Below are 19398 nucleotides of genomic sequence, written 5' to 3'. Positions count from 1 at the left end.
ATATATTGCGTTGTCCCGGTTTCTACAGGAGTAATTCATGTCTAATAGTCTGACCTATTGCGATCTGCCCTCGGAGATCTATCAATGGCCGGGTCTGCCACTTTCACTCAGTGGCGATGAAGTGATGCCGCTGGATTATCGTGCCGGTCACACAGGTTGGCTGTTGTACGGTAGAAAACTAGATAAACAGCGGATCACCGATTTTCAACGTCATCTCGGTGCTGCCATGGTGATTGTTTCTGCCTGGTGTGTGGAAGATTATCAGGTGATCCGGTTAGCGGGTAGCCTAACACCACGAATTAAAACGCTGGCTGATGAGAGCGGCCTTGATGTCGCGCCACTGGGGGCGATACCGCATCTGCGTACTCCCGGCCTGCTGGTCATGGATATGGATTCCACCGCGATCCAAATAGAATGTATTGATGAAATTGCCAAACTGGCGGGTGTGGGCGATGAGGTGGCGGCAGTCACTGAACGCGCCATGCAAGGTGAGTTGGATTTCTCGGCCAGTCTGCGCCAACGGGTGGCGGCGCTGAAAGGGGCTGATGCCAATATTTTGAAGCAAGTTCGTGATGATTTGCCATTGATGCCGGGGTTGGTCAGCCTGGTGCGTAAACTTCAGGCGTTGGATTGGCATGTGGCCATTGCTTCTGGCGGTTTTACCTATTATGCCGAATACCTGCGTGACAAATTGCGGTTGGTACATGTTGCCGCTAATGAGCTTGAAATCAAAGACGGCAAACTGACCGGGTGTGTGTTGGGGCCAATTGTTGATGCGCAATATAAAGCGGATACCCTGATCAAACTGGCGGAGAAATTGAATATCCCACTGGCACAGACTATTGCTATCGGCGACGGCGCTAATGACCTGAAAATGATGCAGGTAGCGGGTTTAGGTTTGGCTTTCCACGCCAAGCCGAAGGTTTATGCCAAAGCGAAAGTGGCGATCCGTCACGGTGATTTACTGAGTGTTTTATGTATTTTGACCGGTAGCTTAAAACACGAGAGTGGTAAGTAGGTTATTCGTTTATAAGTTATTTATTCATAAATCATTTATTTATAATCAAGTGTTTAATGATATTTTTTTCGTAAAATATGCGCTCATAAGATTGAGGTGATGACATGGCGAAAGCACCCAAACGGGCGTTTGTCTGTAATGAATGTGGTGCCGATTACCCACGTTGGCAGGGGCAATGCAGTGCCTGTAACGCTTGGAATACCATTACCGAGGTCAGGCTGGCGGCGGTAGCTTCATCATCCCGTAATGACCGTTTTGTCGGCTATGCTGGTGATGCAGGTGTCAGCCGGGTACAAAAGCTGTCCGATATTAGCCTGGAGGAGCTGCCACGCTTCTCAACCGGTTTTCTCGAATTTGATCGGGTGCTGGGGGGCGGGGTGGTACCGGGCAGTGCCATTTTGATTGGCGGTAACCCCGGTGCGGGCAAAAGTACTTTATTACTGCAAACCCTCTGCAAACTGTCGGAAAGCATGAAAACCCTGTATGTCACTGGCGAAGAGTCGTTGCAGCAGGTCGCCATGCGCGCGCACCGTCTGGGCCTGCCCACGGCGGGGCTGAATATGTTGTCGGAAACCAGTATTGAGCAGATTTGCCTGATAGCAGAGCAAGAACAGCCACGACTGATGGTCATCGACTCTATTCAGGTGATGCATATGGCGGATATCCAATCGTCACCGGGCAGTGTGGCGCAAGTACGCGAAACCGCGGCTTATCTGACTCGTTTTGCTAAAACCCGGGGTGTCGCCATCGTGATGGTGGGGCATGTGACCAAAGACGGTTCGCTGGCTGGGCCGAAGGTATTAGAACACTGTATTGATTGCTCCGTAATGCTCGATGGTGATGGCGACTCACGCTTCCGTACTCTGCGTAGCCACAAAAACCGCTTTGGTGCTGTTAACGAACTGGGCGTGTTTGCCATGACCGAGCAAGGCCTACGAGAAGTCAGTAATCCATCGGCTATCTTTTTGAGCCGTGGCGATGAAGTGACCGCGGGCAGCTCAGTGATGGTGGTGTGGGAAGGGACTCGCCCATTGCTGGTGGAGATCCAAGCGCTGGTGGATCATTCGATGATGTCGAATCCACGCCGGGTAGCTGTCGGGCTGGAGCAAAACCGCTTGGCCATCTTATTGGCTGTTTTACACCGCCACGGTGGTTTGCAGATGTCAGATCAAGACGTGTTCGTTAACGTCGTTGGCGGGGTGAAAGTCACTGAGACTAGCGCTGATCTGGCGTTATTGATGTCGTTGGTCTCCAGCCTGCGTGACCGCCCATTACCGCAAGATTTAGTGGTATTTGGCGAAGTGGGGCTGGCCGGTGAAATCCGCCCGGTACCAAGTGGTCAGGAGCGTATCTCCGAGGCGGCAAAGCACGGTTTTAAACGTGCCATCGTGCCTTATGCCAATATGCCCAAAAAACCATTACCCAATATGCAGGTCTTCGGGGTAAAAAAACTGGCCGATGCGTTGGCTGTTTTAGAAGATTTATAACCGAATATGCCCTAAATAACTCATGTTGCAGGTGGGCGACCAACGCATAGGTCGCTTGAATTATGACGGGATATTTATGGGTAATGCATATTTAGTAGTGCCAATGCCGCAGCATCCTGTGTTATTTTTGTTTAGTACGCTAAACAAGGAGACCGCATGCTGCAGTTCGACTATCTCAAAACGGCAATTAAGCAAAAAGGCTGCACCTTACAGCAGGTAGCTGAGGCCAGCGGCATGACCAAAGGCTATTTAAGCCAGCTACTTAACGATAAAATCAAAAGCCCCAGCGCACAAAAATTAGAGGCCCTACACCGTTTTCTCGGGTTGGAATTCCCGCGCCGTGAGAAAAAAGTCGGTGTAGTGTTTGGTAAATTTTACCCTCTGCATACTGGTCATATTTATCTTATCCAGCGCGCCTGTAGCCAGGTCGATGAACTGCACGTCATTCTTTGCCACGATGAGCCGCGTGATAAGGAGTTATTTGAGAACAGCTCGATGTCGCAACAACCAACGGTTAGTGACCGCCTGCGTTGGTTGTTACAAACCTTTAAGTATCAGAAAAATATCCACATTCACTCTTTTGATGAGCACGGAATTGAGCCTTATCCTCACGGTTGGGATGTGTGGAGCCGTGGCGTAAAAGCTTTCATGAATGAAAAGGGTATTGTCCCCAGCTTTATCTATTCCAGCGAGAGTCAGGATGCGCCGCGTTACCGAGAGCAACTGGGTATCGAAACCATTTTGATTGACCCACAGCGCTCATTTATGAACATCAGTGGCCGCCAGATCCGCCGCGACCCTTTCCGCTATTGGGATTATATCCCGACCGAAGTAAAACCCTTCTTTGTGCGTACGGTAGCCATCCTCGGTGGTGAATCCAGTGGTAAATCGACACTGGTTAATAAGTTAGCCAATATCTTCAATACCACCAGTGCGTGGGAATATGGCCGTGATTATGTTTTCTCTCATCTGGGGGGGGATGAGATGGCACTGCAATATTCAGACTATGACAAAATTGCGCTGGGGCAGGCGCAGTATGTGGATTTTGCCGTGAAATACGCCAATAAAGTGGCGTTTATTGATACTGATTTCGTCACCACGCAGGCATTTTGTAAGAAATATGAAGGGCGGGAGCACCCCTTCGTTCAGGCTCTGATTGATGAATACCGTTTTGATCTGGTGATCTTATTGGAAAATAATACCCCGTGGGTAGCAGATGGGTTGCGTAGCCTCGGCAGTGACCGTGATCGAAAATCCTTCCAAAATTTACTCGAGCAGATGTTGCGCGACAATAATATTGAATACGTTCATGTCGAGTCAGCCGATTATGACGCCCGCTTCCTACGCTGCGTCGAACTGGTTCAGCAACTGCTGGCCGCTGATCCGCAACGGCTTGCCCGCCCTTCAGTATTAACGGATGCGTAATAAGGTGAGTTTTCCCGAGTATCAGTGGGGGAGTTGAGCGTCTGATCACTCTCTACGTGCTGGATATCATCACATGAGCCGAATAATGAGGCTAATCGGCTCACTCTCGGGTTGGGAGATCACTATGGGTGAAAATATTTGGGTATGGCAGCAAAAGAAATGGCCCAATTTTTTATTGGGATGAGGCGCTTATTCAGCCACAGTTGCGTCATGCCAGATTTAAACTCGGGCAACTCCTTGGCGAGAACCGGACGAATACCTCGGCAGAAAACGCGACCAAAACATTAGATATATTATTGGCAAATATTATTGCTTCATCAAAAATCGAAAATGAACCACTGAATATAAGATCGGTACGGTCATCTCTGGCGAAGCGGCTGGGCATGATTTTAGAGGATAATTATCCAACGTCTGATCGAACCGATGGTTTAGCCGCTATGATGCTGGACGCCATCAATGAGTGTAAGGCAGATTTAACACTTGAGCGGTTGTATCAATGGCATTAATGGCTTTTCTGCTGGGATCAATGCGTCACAATATCAGAAAGTCGCAAAGGTGAGTAAAGCAACAGCCACGCGTCATCTTGCTGATTTACTGGCACGTGAATGTATTGAAAAACTGCCAGGCGGTGGACGAAGCACGCGGTATCAGGTGAAATACCCTGACTAAAAAGGCCTGCGATTGCAGGCCATTCTATCTGTCAGACTTCTACCCGCCAGCCACTTACTGATGTAAGTTTTTGGGAATGTACTCAGTTACCGCCTTCCTGCAACTCGACTTATTTAGGGTATCTCAAAAACTATTTGGTCATTTTCTTATACTTAATACGGTGTGGCTCAAGTGCTTCAGCCCCCAGAGTACGTTTCTTCCACTCTTCGTATTCAGTAAAGTTACCCTCAAAGAATTCTACCTTACCCTCATCCTGATAATCGATGATGTGGGTGGCAATCCGGTCAAGGAACCAACGGTCATGGGAAATAACCATGGCGCAGCCTGGGAACTCCAGCAAGGCGTTTTCCAGCGCTCGCAGGGTTTCGATATCCAGGTCGTTGGTAGGTTCATCGAGCAGCAACATGTTACCGCCAACCTGTAGCAGCTTAGCCAAATGAATGCGGCCGCGCTCACCACCGGACAACTCACCGATGCGCTTACCCTGATCGACACCTTTGAAGTTGAAACGGCCGACATACGCGCGGCTTGGCAGCTCAAAGTTACCGATTTTCATGATGTCCTGACCACCGGAAACTTCTTCCCAAACCGTTTTGCTGTCATCCATGTTGTCACGGAACTGATCAACTGACGCCAGTTGCACCGTATCACCGAGCGAGATAGTGCCTGAATCGGGTTGTTCCTGGCCGGATAGCATACGGAACAGGGTTGATTTACCGGCTCCGTTCGGCCCGATGATCCCAACGATTGCGCCTTTCGGCAGTGCAAAAGTCAGATCGTCAATCAGCAGGCGGTCACCGTAAGATTTGCTCAGATGCTCCACTTCCAGCACTTTGTCGCCTAAGCGTGGACCCGGTGGAATGAACAGCTCGCTGGTTTCGTTACGTTTTTGATATTCAACACTGTTAAGTTCTTCAAAGCGGGCCAGACGAGCTTTACCCTTCGCCTGACGGCCTTTAGGATTCTGACGAACCCACTCCAGTTCTTTCTCAATGGATTTGCGACGTGCGGCTTCAGAAGAGGCTTCTTGCGCCAGACGGGCATTTTTTTGTTCCAGCCAAGAGGAGTAGTTGCCTTCCCATGGAATGCCTTCACCACGGTCCAGTTCCAGAATCCAGCCAGCAACGTTATCGAGGAAGTAACGGTCATGGGTGATCGCCACTACAGTGCCTTCGTAGTCATGCAGGAAGCGCTCCAGCCAGGCCACAGATTCTGCATCCAAGTGGTTGGTTGGTTCGTCCAGCAGCAGCATGTCTGGTTTTTCCAGCAGTAGGCGGCAAATCGCGACACGGCGGCGCTCACCACCGGACAGGTTGGCGATTTTAGCATCCCACGGTGGCAGACGCAGGGCATCGGCGGCGCGCTCTAGCTGGTTATCCAGATTATGGCCGTCATGGGATTGGATAATTGCTTCCAACTCGCCTTGCTCTTTTGCCAGCTTATCGAAATCCGCATCAGGATCGGCATATAGCGCATAAACTTCATCCAGACGGGTCAGCGCACGTTTGACTTCACCCACGGCTTCTTCAACCGATTCACGGACCGTTTGTTCAAGATTCAGTTTAGGTTCCTGTGGCAGATAGCCAATTTTGATCCCAGGTTGTGGACGAGCTTCGCCCTCAATCTCGGTATCAAGGCCAGCCATGATGCGCAACAGGGTCGATTTACCGGAGCCGTTCAGGCCCAGTACACCAATTTTTGCCCCTGGGAAAAAACTCAGGGAGATGTTTTTCAGGATATGCCGTTTCGGTGGAACAACTTTACCGACGCGGTGCATGGTATAGACGTATTGAGCCACGTTGAGTCTGCCTCTCTATATCAGTTTTTTATAGGGTACAAGTGTAGCCCGTTTTGAGAATGGATCCCAGCGATCCACTTCATCCTTGATGCTGGCTGCTTAGCTGCATTGTCAATGACTCTGGGTCTATATCTGAGCAGAATAAATGCAGAAACCGGGTTACGGCAGCAAACCAGTAAATAAAGGAAATTAGGGTGCGGTGATAATAATGGCGACGCGGCGGTTTTCGGCTCGGCCTTTACTGGTGCGATTATCTGCGACGGGCTCTAACTTGCCACGGCCACGAACATCAATATTATTCTTTGGAATACCGACGGTAACTAGAGTATCGGCTACTGCTAAGGCGCGCTGGTAGGATAATTGTTGATTATAGTCCTCCTCCCCGATGGAATCGGTATGACCATCAACCCGCATATTTTTAATACCCACATCTGACAATATCCGACCAATTTTTTGTACGGTTTGCATACCCTCAGGATTTAATTTTTTCACATCGCTGTCGAATAGCACTTTATTTTCCATGCCAAATTCCCAGCCATTATCGGTTAATTTAAACCCCTGCTCTTGCAATGCGGCGATTTGCTCAGGTGTTAGCCCTTGTGGTTTAGCCTGACACCCCACTAATAGCACTAAACCCATTGCCAGGAAACTGAGCCAAATACGTTGTATTAAACGCTTATTTTTCATCTTCTGCATGTCACCTATCCTAAACTTTCTGTGTGAGTTGTATTCGGCTGATAGACAAAAATACGCTTGCCAGACCGGAAGTTTTTCTTCGCCTGATACATCGCTTCGTCCGCTCGTTGTAATAACTTTTCCGGCGTTTGTGCATGATCAGGATAAACAGCAATACCAATACTGAGTGAGACGGTAATTTCACCGCCTTCAGCCAGTATTATTGGTAGGGCCATACTGCCGATAATATGATCGGCAATAGTTAAAACATCATCCAAGTGGTGGATAGGGGTCAGTAACACCGCAAACTCATCGCCGCCTAAACGAGCCACTAAATCAGTTTCACGTAATAAGGCGCGGATACGGACGGCAATTGCCGTGAGCACAAGATCGCCTGCGGCATGGCCATAATTATCATTTACGTCTTTAAAATGGTCGCCATCCAGGAATAACACGGCGGTGTACTCGCCGGGCTGGCAATCATTAAGCGCCCGGCTCAAGCGCCCTTCAAAAAACGCACGATTTGCTAGCCCGGTCAGGCTGTCATGGGCGGCGCGGTAAGCCAGTGAGTCATTTTCTTGCGTCAGATGTTTTTGCCACACCTCAAGCTCTTCCAGCAACCCGTTAAAGTCATTACTTAGCTCGTTCAATTCAGCTACCTTTGCTGAAGGAACCCGTTGACCAAAACTGCGGTGGCGGCTGACATTATGAGCAACCTCGGTGATCCTATTAAGTGAGCCAACAATGCCAAGCAACATCCGCCGTGATAGGAAGAGTGCGACCAATGTACTGACCGTCAGGCACGCCAACATCCCCGCCAGACCTTGTAGCAAGAAACGCAACAAGCTGCCGCCATGTCCAACAATGACAATTTTGCCAATCTCATCGCCAGCATGAAACATCGGTAACACGACAGGGGCAGGCAGTATCCAATGAGCAACAATTTGCTCCATATGATGGATAGGCCCATCGTCAGGTAGCGTCCAGTAAGCTATTTGACGATTATGTTTATTAATGATCTTTGCTTCTGCCACTTCTTCATTCGATGCAATCAGCGCCAATAACTCGTTAGCCGCCACGTTATCACCAAAAACGACGGCGGCCTCGGTGGTATAACTGATGGCGCGGGCGATCAAATGCAGGTTGTGATCAACATAAACCCGTAAGGCGAATAGCGCGGCGACGGTCAGGAAAATACTGGCTGTTACTACAGATACAATGGCGACAGACAAATGTATGCGCCGCAATACGCCAGCAAGTGTCGGGAGTTTTTCTGCGCTATTGTGATTTTTTTTCGGCTTCATAGATTGGTTTGTTATCGTGTTCATAGCGCATTAGCCTTTTTACGGGCAAGTTGCAACACACTCGGGTGAACACGTACACCACCGCGTGCTAATGCATCCATATTGACCTTAAAAGAGACTTGTTTATCATTCAGAAGTAAGCAAAACACGCTGCCAAGTGTGCATTCATTATAATCCTCACTGATGGTGAGAATTGGGGTTCCGTTGAGCTGGATGGATAACTGCTGGCGCTGTTGCAATTCAATATGGCCTAAATAAACCACATCGCATTCACTGCTTAGTGAATTATTGGGAAGTGAATAACGTTGGGTTTGAACCGGATGTGTGGTTTCCATCAGTGCTGGATTAAATAACATTTCAGCATAGTCCGTCGGGGCGATAACACACAACCTGATCACTGGCAGAGCAGCCGGCCAGCGTGAATAACTGATAATACCTAACACCATCTTGGCAGCAGAATCGCTACGTTCACGCAGAATATCTGCATTAATATTACTGGCGGCCAATGATGGGATTGGTACAGCCACCAATAATGAAAGTAATAATAGATAAACGCTCCACCAATGTGACCGTACAATCAGTCTGTGCGAGGGGGCATGATCTTCATCACTGACGTGGTTGGTTGCGCAAGTCGCTGTCTTCATTTTTGCGCTTCCAGTTGGGATAAAAGGGATGCTAAATGTGGTGGCTGAATAGGAATTAGGTGCAACGTCATTATAAGATTTATATGAAGTAATAATAGTCATGTTATCGGAAACTTAAGATTTATCTTAAATCTTATTTATGTTACTTGAAATAAGAGTGTAAAAGCCCGATTGTTTTTCGGGTTTTGTCAGGCAGTTGATCACGTCAGATGAAGGTGAAACGTGCTGTTGGGGGCGTAATGTCATTAGCCACTGAAGTGCCAGTAGGGGCGGTAAGCCCTTTGTTCACAGGCCTATAAAACGGGGGGGATTTACTTCAAAAACCCCGGAGTTTCACCGGGGTTTTATCTCTTCTGACTGATGTTAAACGGATTTATTTACGCTTTTAAAGCGCCCGATAACCCATTTCTCTATTTCAACAACAATAAAGATGGCAATAGCAACCAGTAATGTTATGCCCCAGTAATATGCAGGTAATGGCGCGGTACCGAAGGCGGTATTCATAAACGGCAGGTAGATTATGGCTAGCTGCAACAGCACCAGTACGCCAGAGACTAACCACAGCCCTTTATTAACGAACACTTCTTTATTCAGTGGGAAACGATCCATCACACGGCAGTTAAACATGTAGATCCACTGCGCGGTCACCAGTGTTTGCATGAGAACCGTACGGATAAATTCGGTACTGTAGCCACGGGGTTCCAAATAGGCTTCCAGGGCGAAAGCACTACAAGCAATCAGGGTCCCGACAAAACCAATACGCCAAATGGCATGGCCATCCAATACATGGCGGGATGGGTCACGTGGTTTGCGGCGCATAATGCCTCTTTCCGCTGGTTCAAATGCCAGACCGAAGGAGAGGGTGGTGGAGGTTGCCATGTTCATCCACAGGATTTGTAGTGGTGTTAATGGGATCACCGCACCAGCAAGGATAGCAAAGATGATTAATAAACCTTGCGCCAGGTTAGTTGGCAAAACAAACAGAATGGTTTTTTTCAGGTTATCGTAAACCCGGCGGCCTTCTTCAACCGCACTGGCAATGGTGGCGAAGTTATCATCGGATAACACCATGTCGGCGGCTTCTTTCGTCACCTCGGTGCCTTTGATACCCATAGCAATGCCGACATCGGCCTGTTTCAGCGCCGGAGCATCGTTAACCCCATCACCGGTCATACCTACGATTTCACCTTTCTCCTGCAAGGCTTTTACCAGACGCAGTTTATGTTCCGGGCTGGTGCGGGCAAAAATATCATAACGAACAGCGGCTTCTGCCAGTTGTTTGTCATCCATATGCTCCAGTTGGTTGCCAGTGATGGAGTCTGTACCGTTGCCAATACCCAACATGGCCCCGATCGCCATCGCCGTTTCCTGATGATCGCCAGTGATCATTTTCACCCGAATGCCGGCCTGTTGGCAGGTGGCAATCGCATCGATAGCTTCAGGTCGTGGTGGATCCATCATGCCGGCGATACCAACAAACACCATGCCTTGTTGGATATCTTTGTGATCTAATTCGTTGACCGGTTGGTCCGTTGGGCGGAATGCCGCTGCCACCATACGCAAGCCTTGTTTGGCATAGCGCGCCATTTCTGCTTCCCAATAATCACGACGGAACGGCGCAACACCGCTGTCGGTCAGTTCTTGTTGGCAGAAGGTGAACAAGACATCCGGTGCACCGGTTAGGAAGATACTGTTATCTGACTGAACCTGATGGCTGGTAGCCATGTATTTATAGGCAGAGTCGAAAGGAATTTTGCCGTGTTGGGTAACGTGTTCCAGCTTGATCCCAGATTTTGCCGCCAGAACTTTCAGCGCCCCTTCAGTTGGCCCACCAGTAATGGTCCAATGGCCTTGTTCGTTTTTCTGAATCTGGCTGTCATTACATAGATTGACCGCAGTAATAAATGTTTTTAGCGCCTTATTGGTGCCCAACTCAGCTTGCTGCTCACTACCTTCTGGGTAAATATTACCTACTGGCTCATAGCTTTCACCTTCCACGCGGTAGCAATGATCTGCCAGAATCACGGCTTTAACCGTCATTTCGTTCATCGTCAGCGTACCGGTTTTATCGGAGCAAACGACGGTCATGGCACCTAAGGTTTCTACCGTTGGCAACTTGCGGATAATTGCGCGGTTGCGCGCCATCGCTTGCACACCCAGAGACAGAATAATCGAAATGATCGCCGGTAAACCTTCCGGTACTGATGCGACAGCCAAGCTGATTAAGGCCAGCAGCAGTTCATCGACCGGTAGGTCACGTAAGATAAAGGCGAAGACGAACAATATCGCCATCATCACCAAAATCAGGATGAAAATGGCTTTTCCCAGACGGTCCATCTGTTGTAACAAAGGGGTGCGGGTCGACTCCACGGTCGCCATCATCTGATTGATATGGCCCAGCTCGGTATCTCCACCGCTGGCGATGACGACGCCTTTGGCCGTACCGGCACTGATGGTGGTGCCCGAGAATAGTAGGTTCTTGCGATCACCGATGACGGATTCACTCTCAATGACGCCGATCTGCTTTTCAACAACCGTAGATTCACCGGTCAGAATAGCTTCTTCAATCTGGAGATTATGGGCCTCCAGTAAACGCAGGTCTGCGGGGATTTTATCCCCTGGTCGCAAGGTGACAATATCTCCCGGCACCAGATTCTGCGCATCAATAGTTTGTGCCTTGCCATCCCGAATGACCACGGCTTTGCTGGAAAGCATGTTTTGGATGCTTTTCAACGATTTTTCAGCTTTATTTTCCTGAATAAAGCCAATTAACGCGTTAATCACCGCGACACAAAGGATAATAATGGTATCAACTGAGTGCCCCATCAAACCTTTTACTAACGCTGCGGCCAACAGAATATAAATCAGGACATCGTTAAAGTGTGCTAAGAATTGCAGTAGAGGATGTTTTGTTTTTCTGGCTGGTAGTGCATTGGGACCATATTGCGCGAGGCGCTCTTGTGCCTCTTTCTGGCTTAATCCTTCTTCGCGGCTATTTAGATGCTGCAAAGATTCTTCCACAGTAAGTTGATACCAAGCCTTACCATCTGGAGGGGGGGCGGCACTTTTAGGGTTTGATGAGTTTTGCATTGAAAGAACCTTCTAAAAATTAATAAATCTATCTAACCGTTTTCATCTATTCAGCGGCACGAAAAAGGAAGAATAATCTTGACTCTCCCTTACAAAATTTTATTTCTGAATGATAAGACTTTTATTAAAAATCAAAAAAATTATGTTGAATGAGATATTTACAACAGCATAGTTATATTCAGCAAGGATAGTAGGTTTTTATCAAAATACTGCCTTGAGCTAAGATAATAAATACGAGGCACTTAGTGATGGCTATACTATAACTAAATGAATAATAAGTAATTAATAACTTCATTATCCCGCCAATTATCTTTTGTCTTGTTCTGAGTACTCTTACCTTGGTAAACCATAGCCCATAAAGATTAATCTTCCTTTTCTATTAGCTTGTGTAATCGCTGGCTATCAGGTGAAACTCTTAGTTAGTATGTCTTACTGCCTACCCGCGACGCGGGGATCAGGCGGTGTGAGTGCGGCAAGAAAGAAGATGAAACCGTAGTCGGTAAAGCATTCGGTAAAATACCGTGGCCGGTAAAATGTAGTGCCAACAACCAGTGAGGAAAAGGTAAATATGGGTAAGTGGCGATATCTGGCGATTGGCGTGTGTCTGATGGCGACTTCAGGAGTGACATTCGCCGACTCTCTTGATGCTCAGCGGCAGCGCTATCAGCAAGTTAAATTAGCTTGGGACAGCAATCAGATGGATACCGTGGCACAACTGATGCCAACGTTACGTGATTATCCTCTGTACCCTTATTTGGAATACCGTCAGTTGACGCAAGATTTAAGCCAGGTGAGTACGGCGCAAGTGAAGGATTTTCTGAACCGTCACCCCACATTACCACCGGCGAAATCACTGCCATCTCGCTTTGTGAATGAATTGGCTCGCCGCGAAGATTGGCGCGGGTTGTTAACGTTCAGCCCGACAGCGCCTAAACCGGTTGCCGCCCGTTGTAACTATTACTATGCCAAATGGGCCACTGGTGAGCAGTCCGTTGCTTGGGAAGGGGCCAGTGAAGTCTGGCTCAATGGCCAGTCATTACCGGGCAGCTGCGATAAACTATTCAGTGTCTGGCAACAAGCCGGGCACCAGACACCACTGGCAACACTGGCACGTATGAAGCTCGCGCTTAAAGAGGGTAATGCCAGCCTGGTGAGTTACTTACTCAAACAACTTCCTGCGGATTACCAAACCATGGGGACTGCGCTGGCAAAACTGCAAAGTGACCCCAGCAGTGTAGAAAACTTTGCCCGCACCGTCGGGCCGACCGATTTTACCCGTTCAGCGACAACAATTGCTTTCACCCGTTTGGCACGACAGGATGTGGAAAATGCGCGATTGATGATCCCAACATTAGCGCGGTTACAAAAAATGAGTGACAGCGAGAAGCTGGAACTGGAGGAAGTCGTCGCTTGGCGTTTGATGGGTAATGATGCGACTTACGAACAAGCTAAATGGCGGGATCAGGTTGCATTACGCAGCCATTCAACCTCGCTGCTGGAGCGTCGTATCCGTATGTCACTGGGCAGTGGTGATCGGCAGGGGCTGGCAACTTGGCTGGCTCGCCTCCCGCCAGATGCGCAAGATAAAGATGAGTGGCGTTATTGGCGTGCATCGTTGTTGTTGGAACAAGGGAAAAAAGCGGAAGGTGAGGCGATACTGCGTAGCCTGACGAAAGAACGGGGTTTCTATCCGATGGTGGCAGCCCAAAAACTGAATATTCCTTACCCGATTAAGGTTCAGGTGGCGACCAAGCCAGATTTGTCGCTGGCGCAACGGCCTGAAATCGCCAGAGTTCGCGAGTTAATGTATTGGAATATGGATAACCAGGCGCGCGCTGAATGGAGCTATTTGGTGGCCAGCCGTAGTAAAGCTGAGCAAGAGGCTCTGGCACGCTACGCATTTGACCAGAACTGGGCTGATCTGAGTGTGCAAGCTACCATTGTTGCCAAGCTTTGGGATCATCTGGAGGAGCGATTCCCAATGGCATGGACGAAAGAGTTCCGTCAGTCTACGGAAGATAAGGGGATCACGCCGAGTTATGCGATGGCTATTGCACGTCAGGAAAGTGCCTGGAACCCGAAAGCACAATCACCAGTAGGAGCAACGGGGTTAATGCAGGTGATGCCGCGTACCGCAGAACATACCGTAAAACGAAATAATATCAGTGGGTATCTGAATAGCAGCCAGTTGCTGGATCCGGTGACTAATATTGAGATAGGTACCTACTATCTGGAGGAGGTTTATCAGCAATTTGGGCGTAACCGTATTTTATCCAGCGCGGCTTATAATGCGGGTCCGTCACGGGTGAATACTTGGTTGGGTAACAGTGGTGGGCAGGTGGATGCAGTGGCTTTCATTGAAAGTATCCCGTTCTCTGAAACACGTGGCTACGTGAAGAATGTGTTGGCTTATGACGCTTTTTACCGTCACTTTATGAATCGCCCCGCAAAAGTGCTGAGTGACGCCGAGTGGCAGAGGCGTTATTGATCGATACCCATTGTCTTTATTGATACCTATTGTCTTTATCGATACCTATTGTCTTTTAAGTTGCAGGTGTGTTGGCGGGTGTTAGTTACTTGCCTATCCACGGGCCTCGTCGTTACGAGGCCGTTGCAAGCAGCGTCCAATCTGTTTGTCGTAGTTAACTAAAATTGCACCTTCTTACATCTTGAAATCTATTGGGTATAGATAACTCTATGGTATGCTTGCTGTACTAGTTAAATAGTACTTTTGGGGGCCTATCATGACAAAACAATCTTTGACTGACGAAAAGCAAGTGTCGAATTTACTTAATGTGCAGACGGCTGGGAACCATTACTCCGTCGCTGATCCGGCATTGTCTGCTGAAGATAATCAGCAGTGGTTGAGCTTTGTGGCGCTGCTGCAAAACGCGATTACACAAGATCTTCATCTGCCTTTACTGCAATTGATGCTAACACCTGATGAGCGAACCGCCTTGGGGACGCGTGTGCGCATTATTGAAGAGTTAATGCGCGGTAAGCTAAGCCAGCGTGAGCTGAAAAGTCAGTTGGGTGCAGGTATTGCGACGATCACCCGTGGTTCTAATAGCCTGAAAACGGCTCCACCACAGTTGAAAAGCTGGCTCGAAGCCCAGTTGCTAGCCAACAAACGCTAAATGGCCGGTTTAGAGGGCGATAGGTGTTGGTAAATCTCATTGTGGAACGGCACCAGTGCCAACAATAGGGCCTGGTGATAGACACTGGTTCGGGTTAATTTACCTTGGGTAAAAATCCCGATCGCGCCGCCTTGCTGTTTTACATTTGAAATACCGCTTAAAGCCGCCATTTCGTCGCCCAGCTCACGTCCTTGGCGGATCCCTTGTAATATAATGCCAGGCAGCATTAAGCTGGCAGAACGGGATTCTCCCCGTGCCTGCAAGTGTTCAATTACCATCCACGCAAAGGTCATATTATCTTCAATGCCCGCTTCAATCCCAACCCAAAAATCAGCCTCCGGGCGAGCCTGGCGCGCGTTCTTAACCCGTTGACGGGCACCAATACGTGTCTCAGTGCTGCCTATGGGTTGCAGGGGAACACCGCTGTCGACATTGACACCTTCAATGCGATATTGGCCTGGGCCGTAAACATCATCAAAGGCGAGGGTAATAGCTTTAATTTTTGCAGGATTGGTAGTTGCAGCGACAACATGGTACATAATGAGTGTGAGTATCCTTAAAAGCCTATTTAAGATAAATTTTATCTAAGATAAGTTTTGTGCTTATTTTACGCAGTATAACGGAAAAATGACATGTTACAGGTATACCTCGTGCGTCACGGCGAAACCTTATGGAACGCGGCACGCCGTATTCAGGGCCAATCAGACAGTCCACTGACCGAGATTGGTATTCGTCAGGCTCACTTAGTGGCGCAGCGGGTTCGTAACCAAGGTATCACGCATATTATCAGCAGTGATCTTGGGCGTACTCAGCAGACGGCAAAAATTATCGCCGATGCTTGCGGGCTAACAATGGTGACAGACCCTCGACTACGTGAGTTGAACATGGGGGTGTTGGAAAACCGTCCTATTGACAGCCTAACACCCGAAGAAGAGCAATGGCGTAAGCAAATGATCAACGGCACCGAGGGGGCTCGCATCCCCGAAGGCGAATCAATGACGGAACTGGGGCGGAGGATGCATGCCGCGTTGGATAGCTGCCTAGAGTTACCTGCTGGCAGTAAACCGCTGTTAGTTAGCCATGGTATGGCGCTGGGGTGTTTGTTGAGCACGTTGCTGGGGTTGCCTGCTCATGCTGAGCGGCGTTTACGTTTACGCAACTGCTCGTTATCCTGCGTTGATTATCAGGAAAGCCCGTGGCTGGCGTCAGGTTGGGTGATTGAAAGTGCTGGCGATACCGCTCATTTAGATATGCCAGCACTTGATGAGTTACAGCGTTAACGGCGAATAGGAATGAGATAGTCACATTTCAGCGTAGTAGGAGGCCCGTCTTTCGGCCTCCCCTGCGGGAAGAAACGTTCAATATCATAGCCATGTCTGCGGATCAGAGCCAACTGAGGCAGAATAGTGCCATACAGTGTCAGTATGAAATTTTGTAACCCATCGAGCGGCCCATCATAGCTGAACTGTACATACTCACCTCCCTGCAAGATAACCGGCTGACCCTCGGGTACGTTACACGGAACATGCTGTGGCTCAATTGCCGTCGTGTAGAAAATTTCTTGCTCGTCATCTTTCTCCGGACTTGGCCGGGAGTGATGTAATCCATAGAGAACTGGGGGTAATTGATCGGCTTCGCCGAGGTATTCTTGCCAAAAACATAAGCGTAATTCAGCACGGTGTGTTGAAATTTGTTCAAGCGTACAAGAATAACTTTGGGTTATCCCTACCAAATGTTGCTCGGGTAAGGTAATAAATTCAGGTTGAGGTAGGGTATATGTTCCCAAGCGGATAGGTGGGCATATTCCAGATGAGTGCCAGTCTTCAGCCCGTCGGTATAATGCGGGAGTCTGTGCAAATTGTTTTTTAAACGCACGGGTAAACGTTTGCTGCGAATCAAAACGATATTGCAGAGCGATATCCAAAATAGGGCGACTGGTTAAACGTAACGCGACAGCGGCTTTTGATAGCCTTCTTGCACGGATATAAGCACCGATAGCATTTCCGGTGACATCCTTGAACATTCGCTGCAAATGCCATTTCGAATAACCCGCTTTGGCAGCAACATTGTCCAGAGCTAAAGGCTGGTCTAAATGACTTTCTAGCCAGCTAAGCAAGTCACGAATGATACTGGCTTGATCCATAAAACTTCCTCGTAAAACAGCTTAAATTTAGGGTATTAGTAATATGAACAGAATAGCTCTGGCGCATAGTAGCAACTTTTTATGTTCCCGACTGCTTAAGAATTTACTGGTACAGTGTGTTAAAAAGCGTCTAGATTTTAATAGAAAGGCTTTTAACAAGTCCTTAATTACGAGTACAAAAAAATTAACGTTGAATAACGTTGTTCAATGGAATGGAGTAAGTGTATGAAAAAAAGTTGGATATTCCTTGGCGGTTTACTTTCTTTGGTGGCGATAACTGCTCATGCGGAGGAAATTGGTTCAGTTGATACGGTATTTAAATTGCTGGGACCCGATCATAAAATCGTAATTGAAGCCTTTGATGACCCAGATGTTAAAAATGTAACTTGTTATATCAGCCGGGCAAAAACCGGCGGTATTAAAGGCGGATTGGGGCTGGCAGAAGATACGGCTGATGCGGCAATTTCCTGCCAGCAAGTTGGGCCGATTGAGCTAAGTGATAAAATTAAGAACAAAAAATCAGAAGGTGCCGTGGTGTTCCAAAAACGCACGTCTCTGGTATTTAAAAAGCTACAGGTTGTCCGTTTTTACGATCCCAAACGTAATTCATTGGTCTATCTGACATATTCGGATCGAATTGTTGATGGTTCACCGAAAAATGCTATTAGTGCCGTGCCGATCATGCCTTGGTAATAAAATTAGCCAGGGCGATACCTGCCATATTTTAAGTTACCTTCGTTAGAGGTTTTGATTCACCCCAGTGATATCATCGATGTGGGCTTCTGGGGATTGGCTCTGCCGCCTTGATATAAAGACAAAAAAGCCCAGACTGCTGACAAACCCCGATGACGCGATCTTGAACGGTGAGGATAGGCAGAGGAGTAAAGAGTCCGCGCCAAGGATGGCGCGGCTCGAGCCTACATGGATGTATTTACGGCGTCTTTACGATCTGCCTGTTCTCTCCGTCGCGGGCACTTTGTCAATAACCTCAAAGCCAGCATCTGTGTGCTGGCTTTTTTAGTCTATATTTGCGAAAGATTACTCTTCTAGATCGCCACAGAAACGATAGCCTTCACCGTGGATGGTGGCGATAATTTCTGGTGTATCCGGTGTAGATTCGAAGTGTTTACGAATACGGCGGATAGTGACATCGACAGTACGGTCATGAGGTTTCAACTCGCGACCGGTCATTTTTTTCAACAATTCACCGCGGGATTGAATTTTCCCTGGGTTTTCGCAGAAATGCAGCATGGCACGGAATTCACTACGTGGCAGTTTGTAATGCTCACCCGTAGGGCTGACCAGTGAGCGGCTGTTGATATCCAGCTCCCAACCATTAAATTTGTAGCTTTCAACCAAACGGCGTTCTTCACCTACACTGCTCAGATTCATGGTGCGTGATAGCAGGTTACGGGCACGGATGGTTAATTCACGTGGGTTGAAAGGTTTCGTGATGTAATCATCAGCACCAATTTCTAAACCAAGGATCTTATCAACTTCGTTATCACGACCAGTGAGGAACATCAGAGCGACACTGGCTTGCTCACGGAGCTCCCGTGCCAGCAACAGGCCATTTTTGCCTGGTAGATTAATGTCCATGATCACTAAGTTGATGTCATTTCCGGACAGGATATGGTGCATTTCTGCCCCATCATTGGCTTCATGAACAACGTAGCCTTCCGCCTCGAAAATGCTCTTCAGTGTGTTGCGAGTGACTATCTCGTCTTCTACGATCAGAATGTGGGGGGTCTGCATGTTTGCTACCTAAAATTGCCAACAAAATAGAAATAGGAAGTACAGAAGTCTTTGTTATATCAGGATTTTTATTGACTGATTACTCGTCATCCCATTCATCACATGACTAAAGTACGTAAACGCGTTCTTGATGCACTTTCCATCAACGTCAACAACATCGCTAGCTTGGTCAGGGTGTTACTCCCTACAGCCCCAAAGGTGACAAAAGCGGCGCATATCCTAACCTTATTAACAGCAATATAACAGTGCGAAC

The 19398-nt window shown here is 48.2% G+C and carries 17 protein-coding genes and 1 pseudogene; 10 read left to right on the top strand and 8 right to left on the bottom strand.

The window, feature by feature from the left end:
- The first annotated feature begins 37 nt into the window (after positions 1-37).
- The 4 genes and pseudogenes from serB to AC971_RS05315 all read left to right on the top strand — a co-directional run bounded on the left by serB (position 38) and on the right by AC971_RS05315 (position 4599).
- A complete protein-coding gene (gene serB, locus AC971_RS05330) occupies positions 38-1018 on the top strand; it encodes a phosphoserine phosphatase (RefSeq protein WP_025382502.1) in 981 nt (326 codons plus the stop codon).
- 104 nt (positions 1019-1122) lie between these two features.
- Positions 1123-2505, top strand: coding sequence for a DNA repair protein RadA (gene radA, locus AC971_RS05325; protein WP_025382503.1), 1383 nt, complete (start codon positions 1123-1125; stop codon positions 2503-2505).
- 156 nt (positions 2506-2661) lie between these two features.
- Positions 2662-3930, top strand: coding sequence for a multifunctional transcriptional regulator/nicotinamide-nucleotide adenylyltransferase/ribosylnicotinamide kinase NadR (gene nadR / locus AC971_RS05320; protein ID WP_025382504.1), 1269 nt, complete (start codon positions 2662-2664; stop codon positions 3928-3930).
- Positions 3931-4054: 124 nt separating this feature from the next.
- A pseudogene (locus tag AC971_RS05315) lies at positions 4055-4599 on the top strand (DUF4172 domain-containing protein).
- A 130-nt stretch (positions 4600-4729) separates the two neighbouring features.
- Here AC971_RS05315 and ettA read toward each other — a convergent pair.
- The 5 genes from ettA to AC971_RS05285 form a co-directional block, all read right to left on the bottom strand.
- On the bottom strand, positions 4730-6397 hold the full coding sequence (gene ettA / locus AC971_RS05305) for an energy-dependent translational throttle protein EttA (RefSeq protein WP_011191691.1): 1668 nt from the start codon (positions 6395-6397) through the stop codon (positions 4730-4732).
- A gap of 189 nt (positions 6398-6586) precedes the next feature.
- Positions 6587-7093, bottom strand: coding sequence for an outer membrane lipoprotein YfiB (locus AC971_RS05300; protein ID WP_025382508.1), 507 nt, complete (start codon positions 7091-7093; stop codon positions 6587-6589).
- Positions 7094-7098: 5 nt separating this feature from the next.
- Positions 7099-8400, bottom strand: coding sequence for a diguanylate cyclase DgcN/YfiN (locus AC971_RS05295; RefSeq protein WP_025382509.1), 1302 nt, complete (start codon positions 8398-8400; stop codon positions 7099-7101).
- Positions 8397-9020: a regulatory sequestration protein YfiR gene (locus tag AC971_RS05290; protein ID WP_025382510.1), complete on the bottom strand. Its 624-nt coding sequence runs from the start codon at positions 9018-9020 to the stop codon at positions 8397-8399. The genes AC971_RS05295 and AC971_RS05290 overlap by 4 nt, the downstream gene beginning before the upstream one ends.
- 363 nt (positions 9021-9383) lie before the next feature.
- Positions 9384-12110: a cation-transporting P-type ATPase gene (locus AC971_RS05285; RefSeq protein ID WP_025382511.1), complete on the bottom strand. Its 2727-nt coding sequence runs from the start codon at positions 12108-12110 to the stop codon at positions 9384-9386.
- 568 nt (positions 12111-12678) lie between these two features.
- Here AC971_RS05285 and sltY point away from each other — a divergent pair.
- Both sltY and trpR read left to right on the top strand, forming a co-directional pair.
- A complete protein-coding gene (sltY, locus tag AC971_RS05280; protein ID WP_025382512.1) occupies positions 12679-14598 on the top strand; it encodes a murein transglycosylase in 1920 nt (639 codons plus the stop codon).
- Between the two features lie 256 nt (positions 14599-14854).
- A complete protein-coding gene (gene trpR / locus AC971_RS05275) occupies positions 14855-15247 on the top strand; it encodes a trp operon repressor (RefSeq protein WP_025382513.1) in 393 nt (130 codons plus the stop codon).
- Here the strand turns inward: trpR and yjjX are convergent.
- A complete protein-coding gene (gene yjjX / locus AC971_RS05270) occupies positions 15244-15786 on the bottom strand; it encodes an inosine/xanthosine triphosphatase (protein WP_025382514.1) in 543 nt (180 codons plus the stop codon). The two genes, trpR and yjjX, sit on opposite strands and share 4 nt — an antisense overlap.
- Before the next feature lie 93 nt (positions 15787-15879).
- Here yjjX and gpmB point away from each other — a divergent pair, with 93 nt between their 5' ends.
- Complete coding sequence (gene gpmB / locus AC971_RS05265) at positions 15880-16527, top strand: 2,3-diphosphoglycerate-dependent phosphoglycerate mutase GpmB (RefSeq protein WP_025382515.1); 648 nt, start codon at positions 15880-15882, stop codon at positions 16525-16527.
- Here the strand turns inward: gpmB and robA are convergent.
- Entirely contained in the window at positions 16524-17390 is an 867-nt protein-coding gene (gene robA, locus AC971_RS05260; RefSeq protein ID WP_025382516.1) for an MDR efflux pump AcrAB transcriptional activator RobA, read from the bottom strand. The genes gpmB and robA overlap by 4 nt on opposite strands.
- A 225-nt stretch (positions 17391-17615) precedes the next feature.
- On the opposite strand from robA, the gene creA reads away from it, so the two are divergent.
- Together creA and AC971_RS25720 are read left to right on the top strand one after the other, a co-directional pair.
- The gene (gene creA / locus AC971_RS05255) at positions 17616-18083 is read left to right on the top strand and encodes a protein CreA (protein WP_025382517.1); all 468 of its coding nucleotides are present in this window, start codon (positions 17616-17618) and stop codon (positions 18081-18083) included.
- A 228-nt stretch (positions 18084-18311) separates the two neighbouring features.
- Entirely contained in the window at positions 18312-18440 is a 129-nt protein-coding gene (locus tag AC971_RS25720) for a gluconate 5-dehydrogenase (RefSeq protein ID WP_071825468.1), read from the top strand.
- Here the strand turns inward: AC971_RS25720 and arcA are convergent.
- Positions 18429-19145 carry a two-component system response regulator ArcA gene (gene arcA, locus AC971_RS05250; protein ID WP_025382518.1) on the bottom strand — a complete coding sequence of 239 codons (717 nt, stop codon included), beginning with the start codon at positions 19143-19145 and terminating at the stop codon, positions 18429-18431. The genes AC971_RS25720 and arcA overlap by 12 nt on opposite strands.
- Before the next feature lie 102 nt (positions 19146-19247).
- On the opposite strand from arcA, the gene yjjY reads away from it, so the two are divergent.
- Positions 19248-19388, top strand: coding sequence for a YjjY family protein (yjjY, locus tag AC971_RS25040; RefSeq protein ID WP_002231506.1), 141 nt, complete (start codon positions 19248-19250; stop codon positions 19386-19388).
- Positions 19389-19398: the final 10 nt, after the last annotated feature.

It is taken from the genome of Yersinia similis (genome assembly GCF_001053095.1).
Taxonomy (GTDB): Bacteria; Pseudomonadota; Gammaproteobacteria; order Enterobacterales; family Enterobacteriaceae; genus Yersinia; species Yersinia similis.
The sequence above is the reverse complement of the archived record's forward strand: the minus strand, read 5'-3'. Positions and strand labels throughout refer to the sequence as shown.

What these genes read in the sequence shown, in the direction of transcription:
- arcA (WP_025382518.1), bottom strand. Translation starts at nt 19,145, where the DNA reads ATGCAGACCCCCCACATTCTGATCGTAGAAGACGAGATAGTCACTCGC.
- AC971_RS25720 (WP_071825468.1), top strand. Translation starts at nt 18,312, where the DNA reads ATGGATGTATTTACGGCGTCTTTACGATCTGCCTGTTCTCTCCGTCGC.
- nadR (WP_025382504.1), top strand. Translation starts at nt 2,662, where the DNA reads ATGCTGCAGTTCGACTATCTCAAAACGGCAATTAAGCAAAAAGGCTGC.
- yjjX (WP_025382514.1), bottom strand. Translation starts at nt 15,786, where the DNA reads ATGTACCATGTTGTCGCTGCAACTACCAATCCTGCAAAAATTAAAGCT.
- serB (WP_025382502.1), top strand. Translation starts at nt 38, where the DNA reads ATGTCTAATAGTCTGACCTATTGCGATCTGCCCTCGGAGATCTATCAA.
- AC971_RS05300 (WP_025382508.1), bottom strand. Translation starts at nt 7,093, where the DNA reads ATGCAGAAGATGAAAAATAAGCGTTTAATACAACGTATTTGGCTCAGT.
- sltY (WP_025382512.1), top strand. Translation starts at nt 12,679, where the DNA reads ATGGGTAAGTGGCGATATCTGGCGATTGGCGTGTGTCTGATGGCGACT.
- trpR (WP_025382513.1), top strand. Translation starts at nt 14,855, where the DNA reads ATGACAAAACAATCTTTGACTGACGAAAAGCAAGTGTCGAATTTACTT.
- AC971_RS05295 (WP_025382509.1), bottom strand. Translation starts at nt 8,400, where the DNA reads ATGAACACGATAACAAACCAATCTATGAAGCCGAAAAAAAATCACAAT.
- AC971_RS05290 (WP_025382510.1), bottom strand. Translation starts at nt 9,020, where the DNA reads ATGAAGACAGCGACTTGCGCAACCAACCACGTCAGTGATGAAGATCAT.
- creA (WP_025382517.1), top strand. Translation starts at nt 17,616, where the DNA reads ATGAAAAAAAGTTGGATATTCCTTGGCGGTTTACTTTCTTTGGTGGCG.
- robA (WP_025382516.1), bottom strand. Translation starts at nt 17,390, where the DNA reads ATGGATCAAGCCAGTATCATTCGTGACTTGCTTAGCTGGCTAGAAAGT.
- gpmB (WP_025382515.1), top strand. Translation starts at nt 15,880, where the DNA reads ATGTTACAGGTATACCTCGTGCGTCACGGCGAAACCTTATGGAACGCG.
- radA (WP_025382503.1), top strand. Translation starts at nt 1,123, where the DNA reads ATGGCGAAAGCACCCAAACGGGCGTTTGTCTGTAATGAATGTGGTGCC.
- AC971_RS05285 (WP_025382511.1), bottom strand. Translation starts at nt 12,110, where the DNA reads ATGCAAAACTCATCAAACCCTAAAAGTGCCGCCCCCCCTCCAGATGGT.
- yjjY (WP_002231506.1), top strand. Translation starts at nt 19,248, where the DNA reads ATGACTAAAGTACGTAAACGCGTTCTTGATGCACTTTCCATCAACGTC.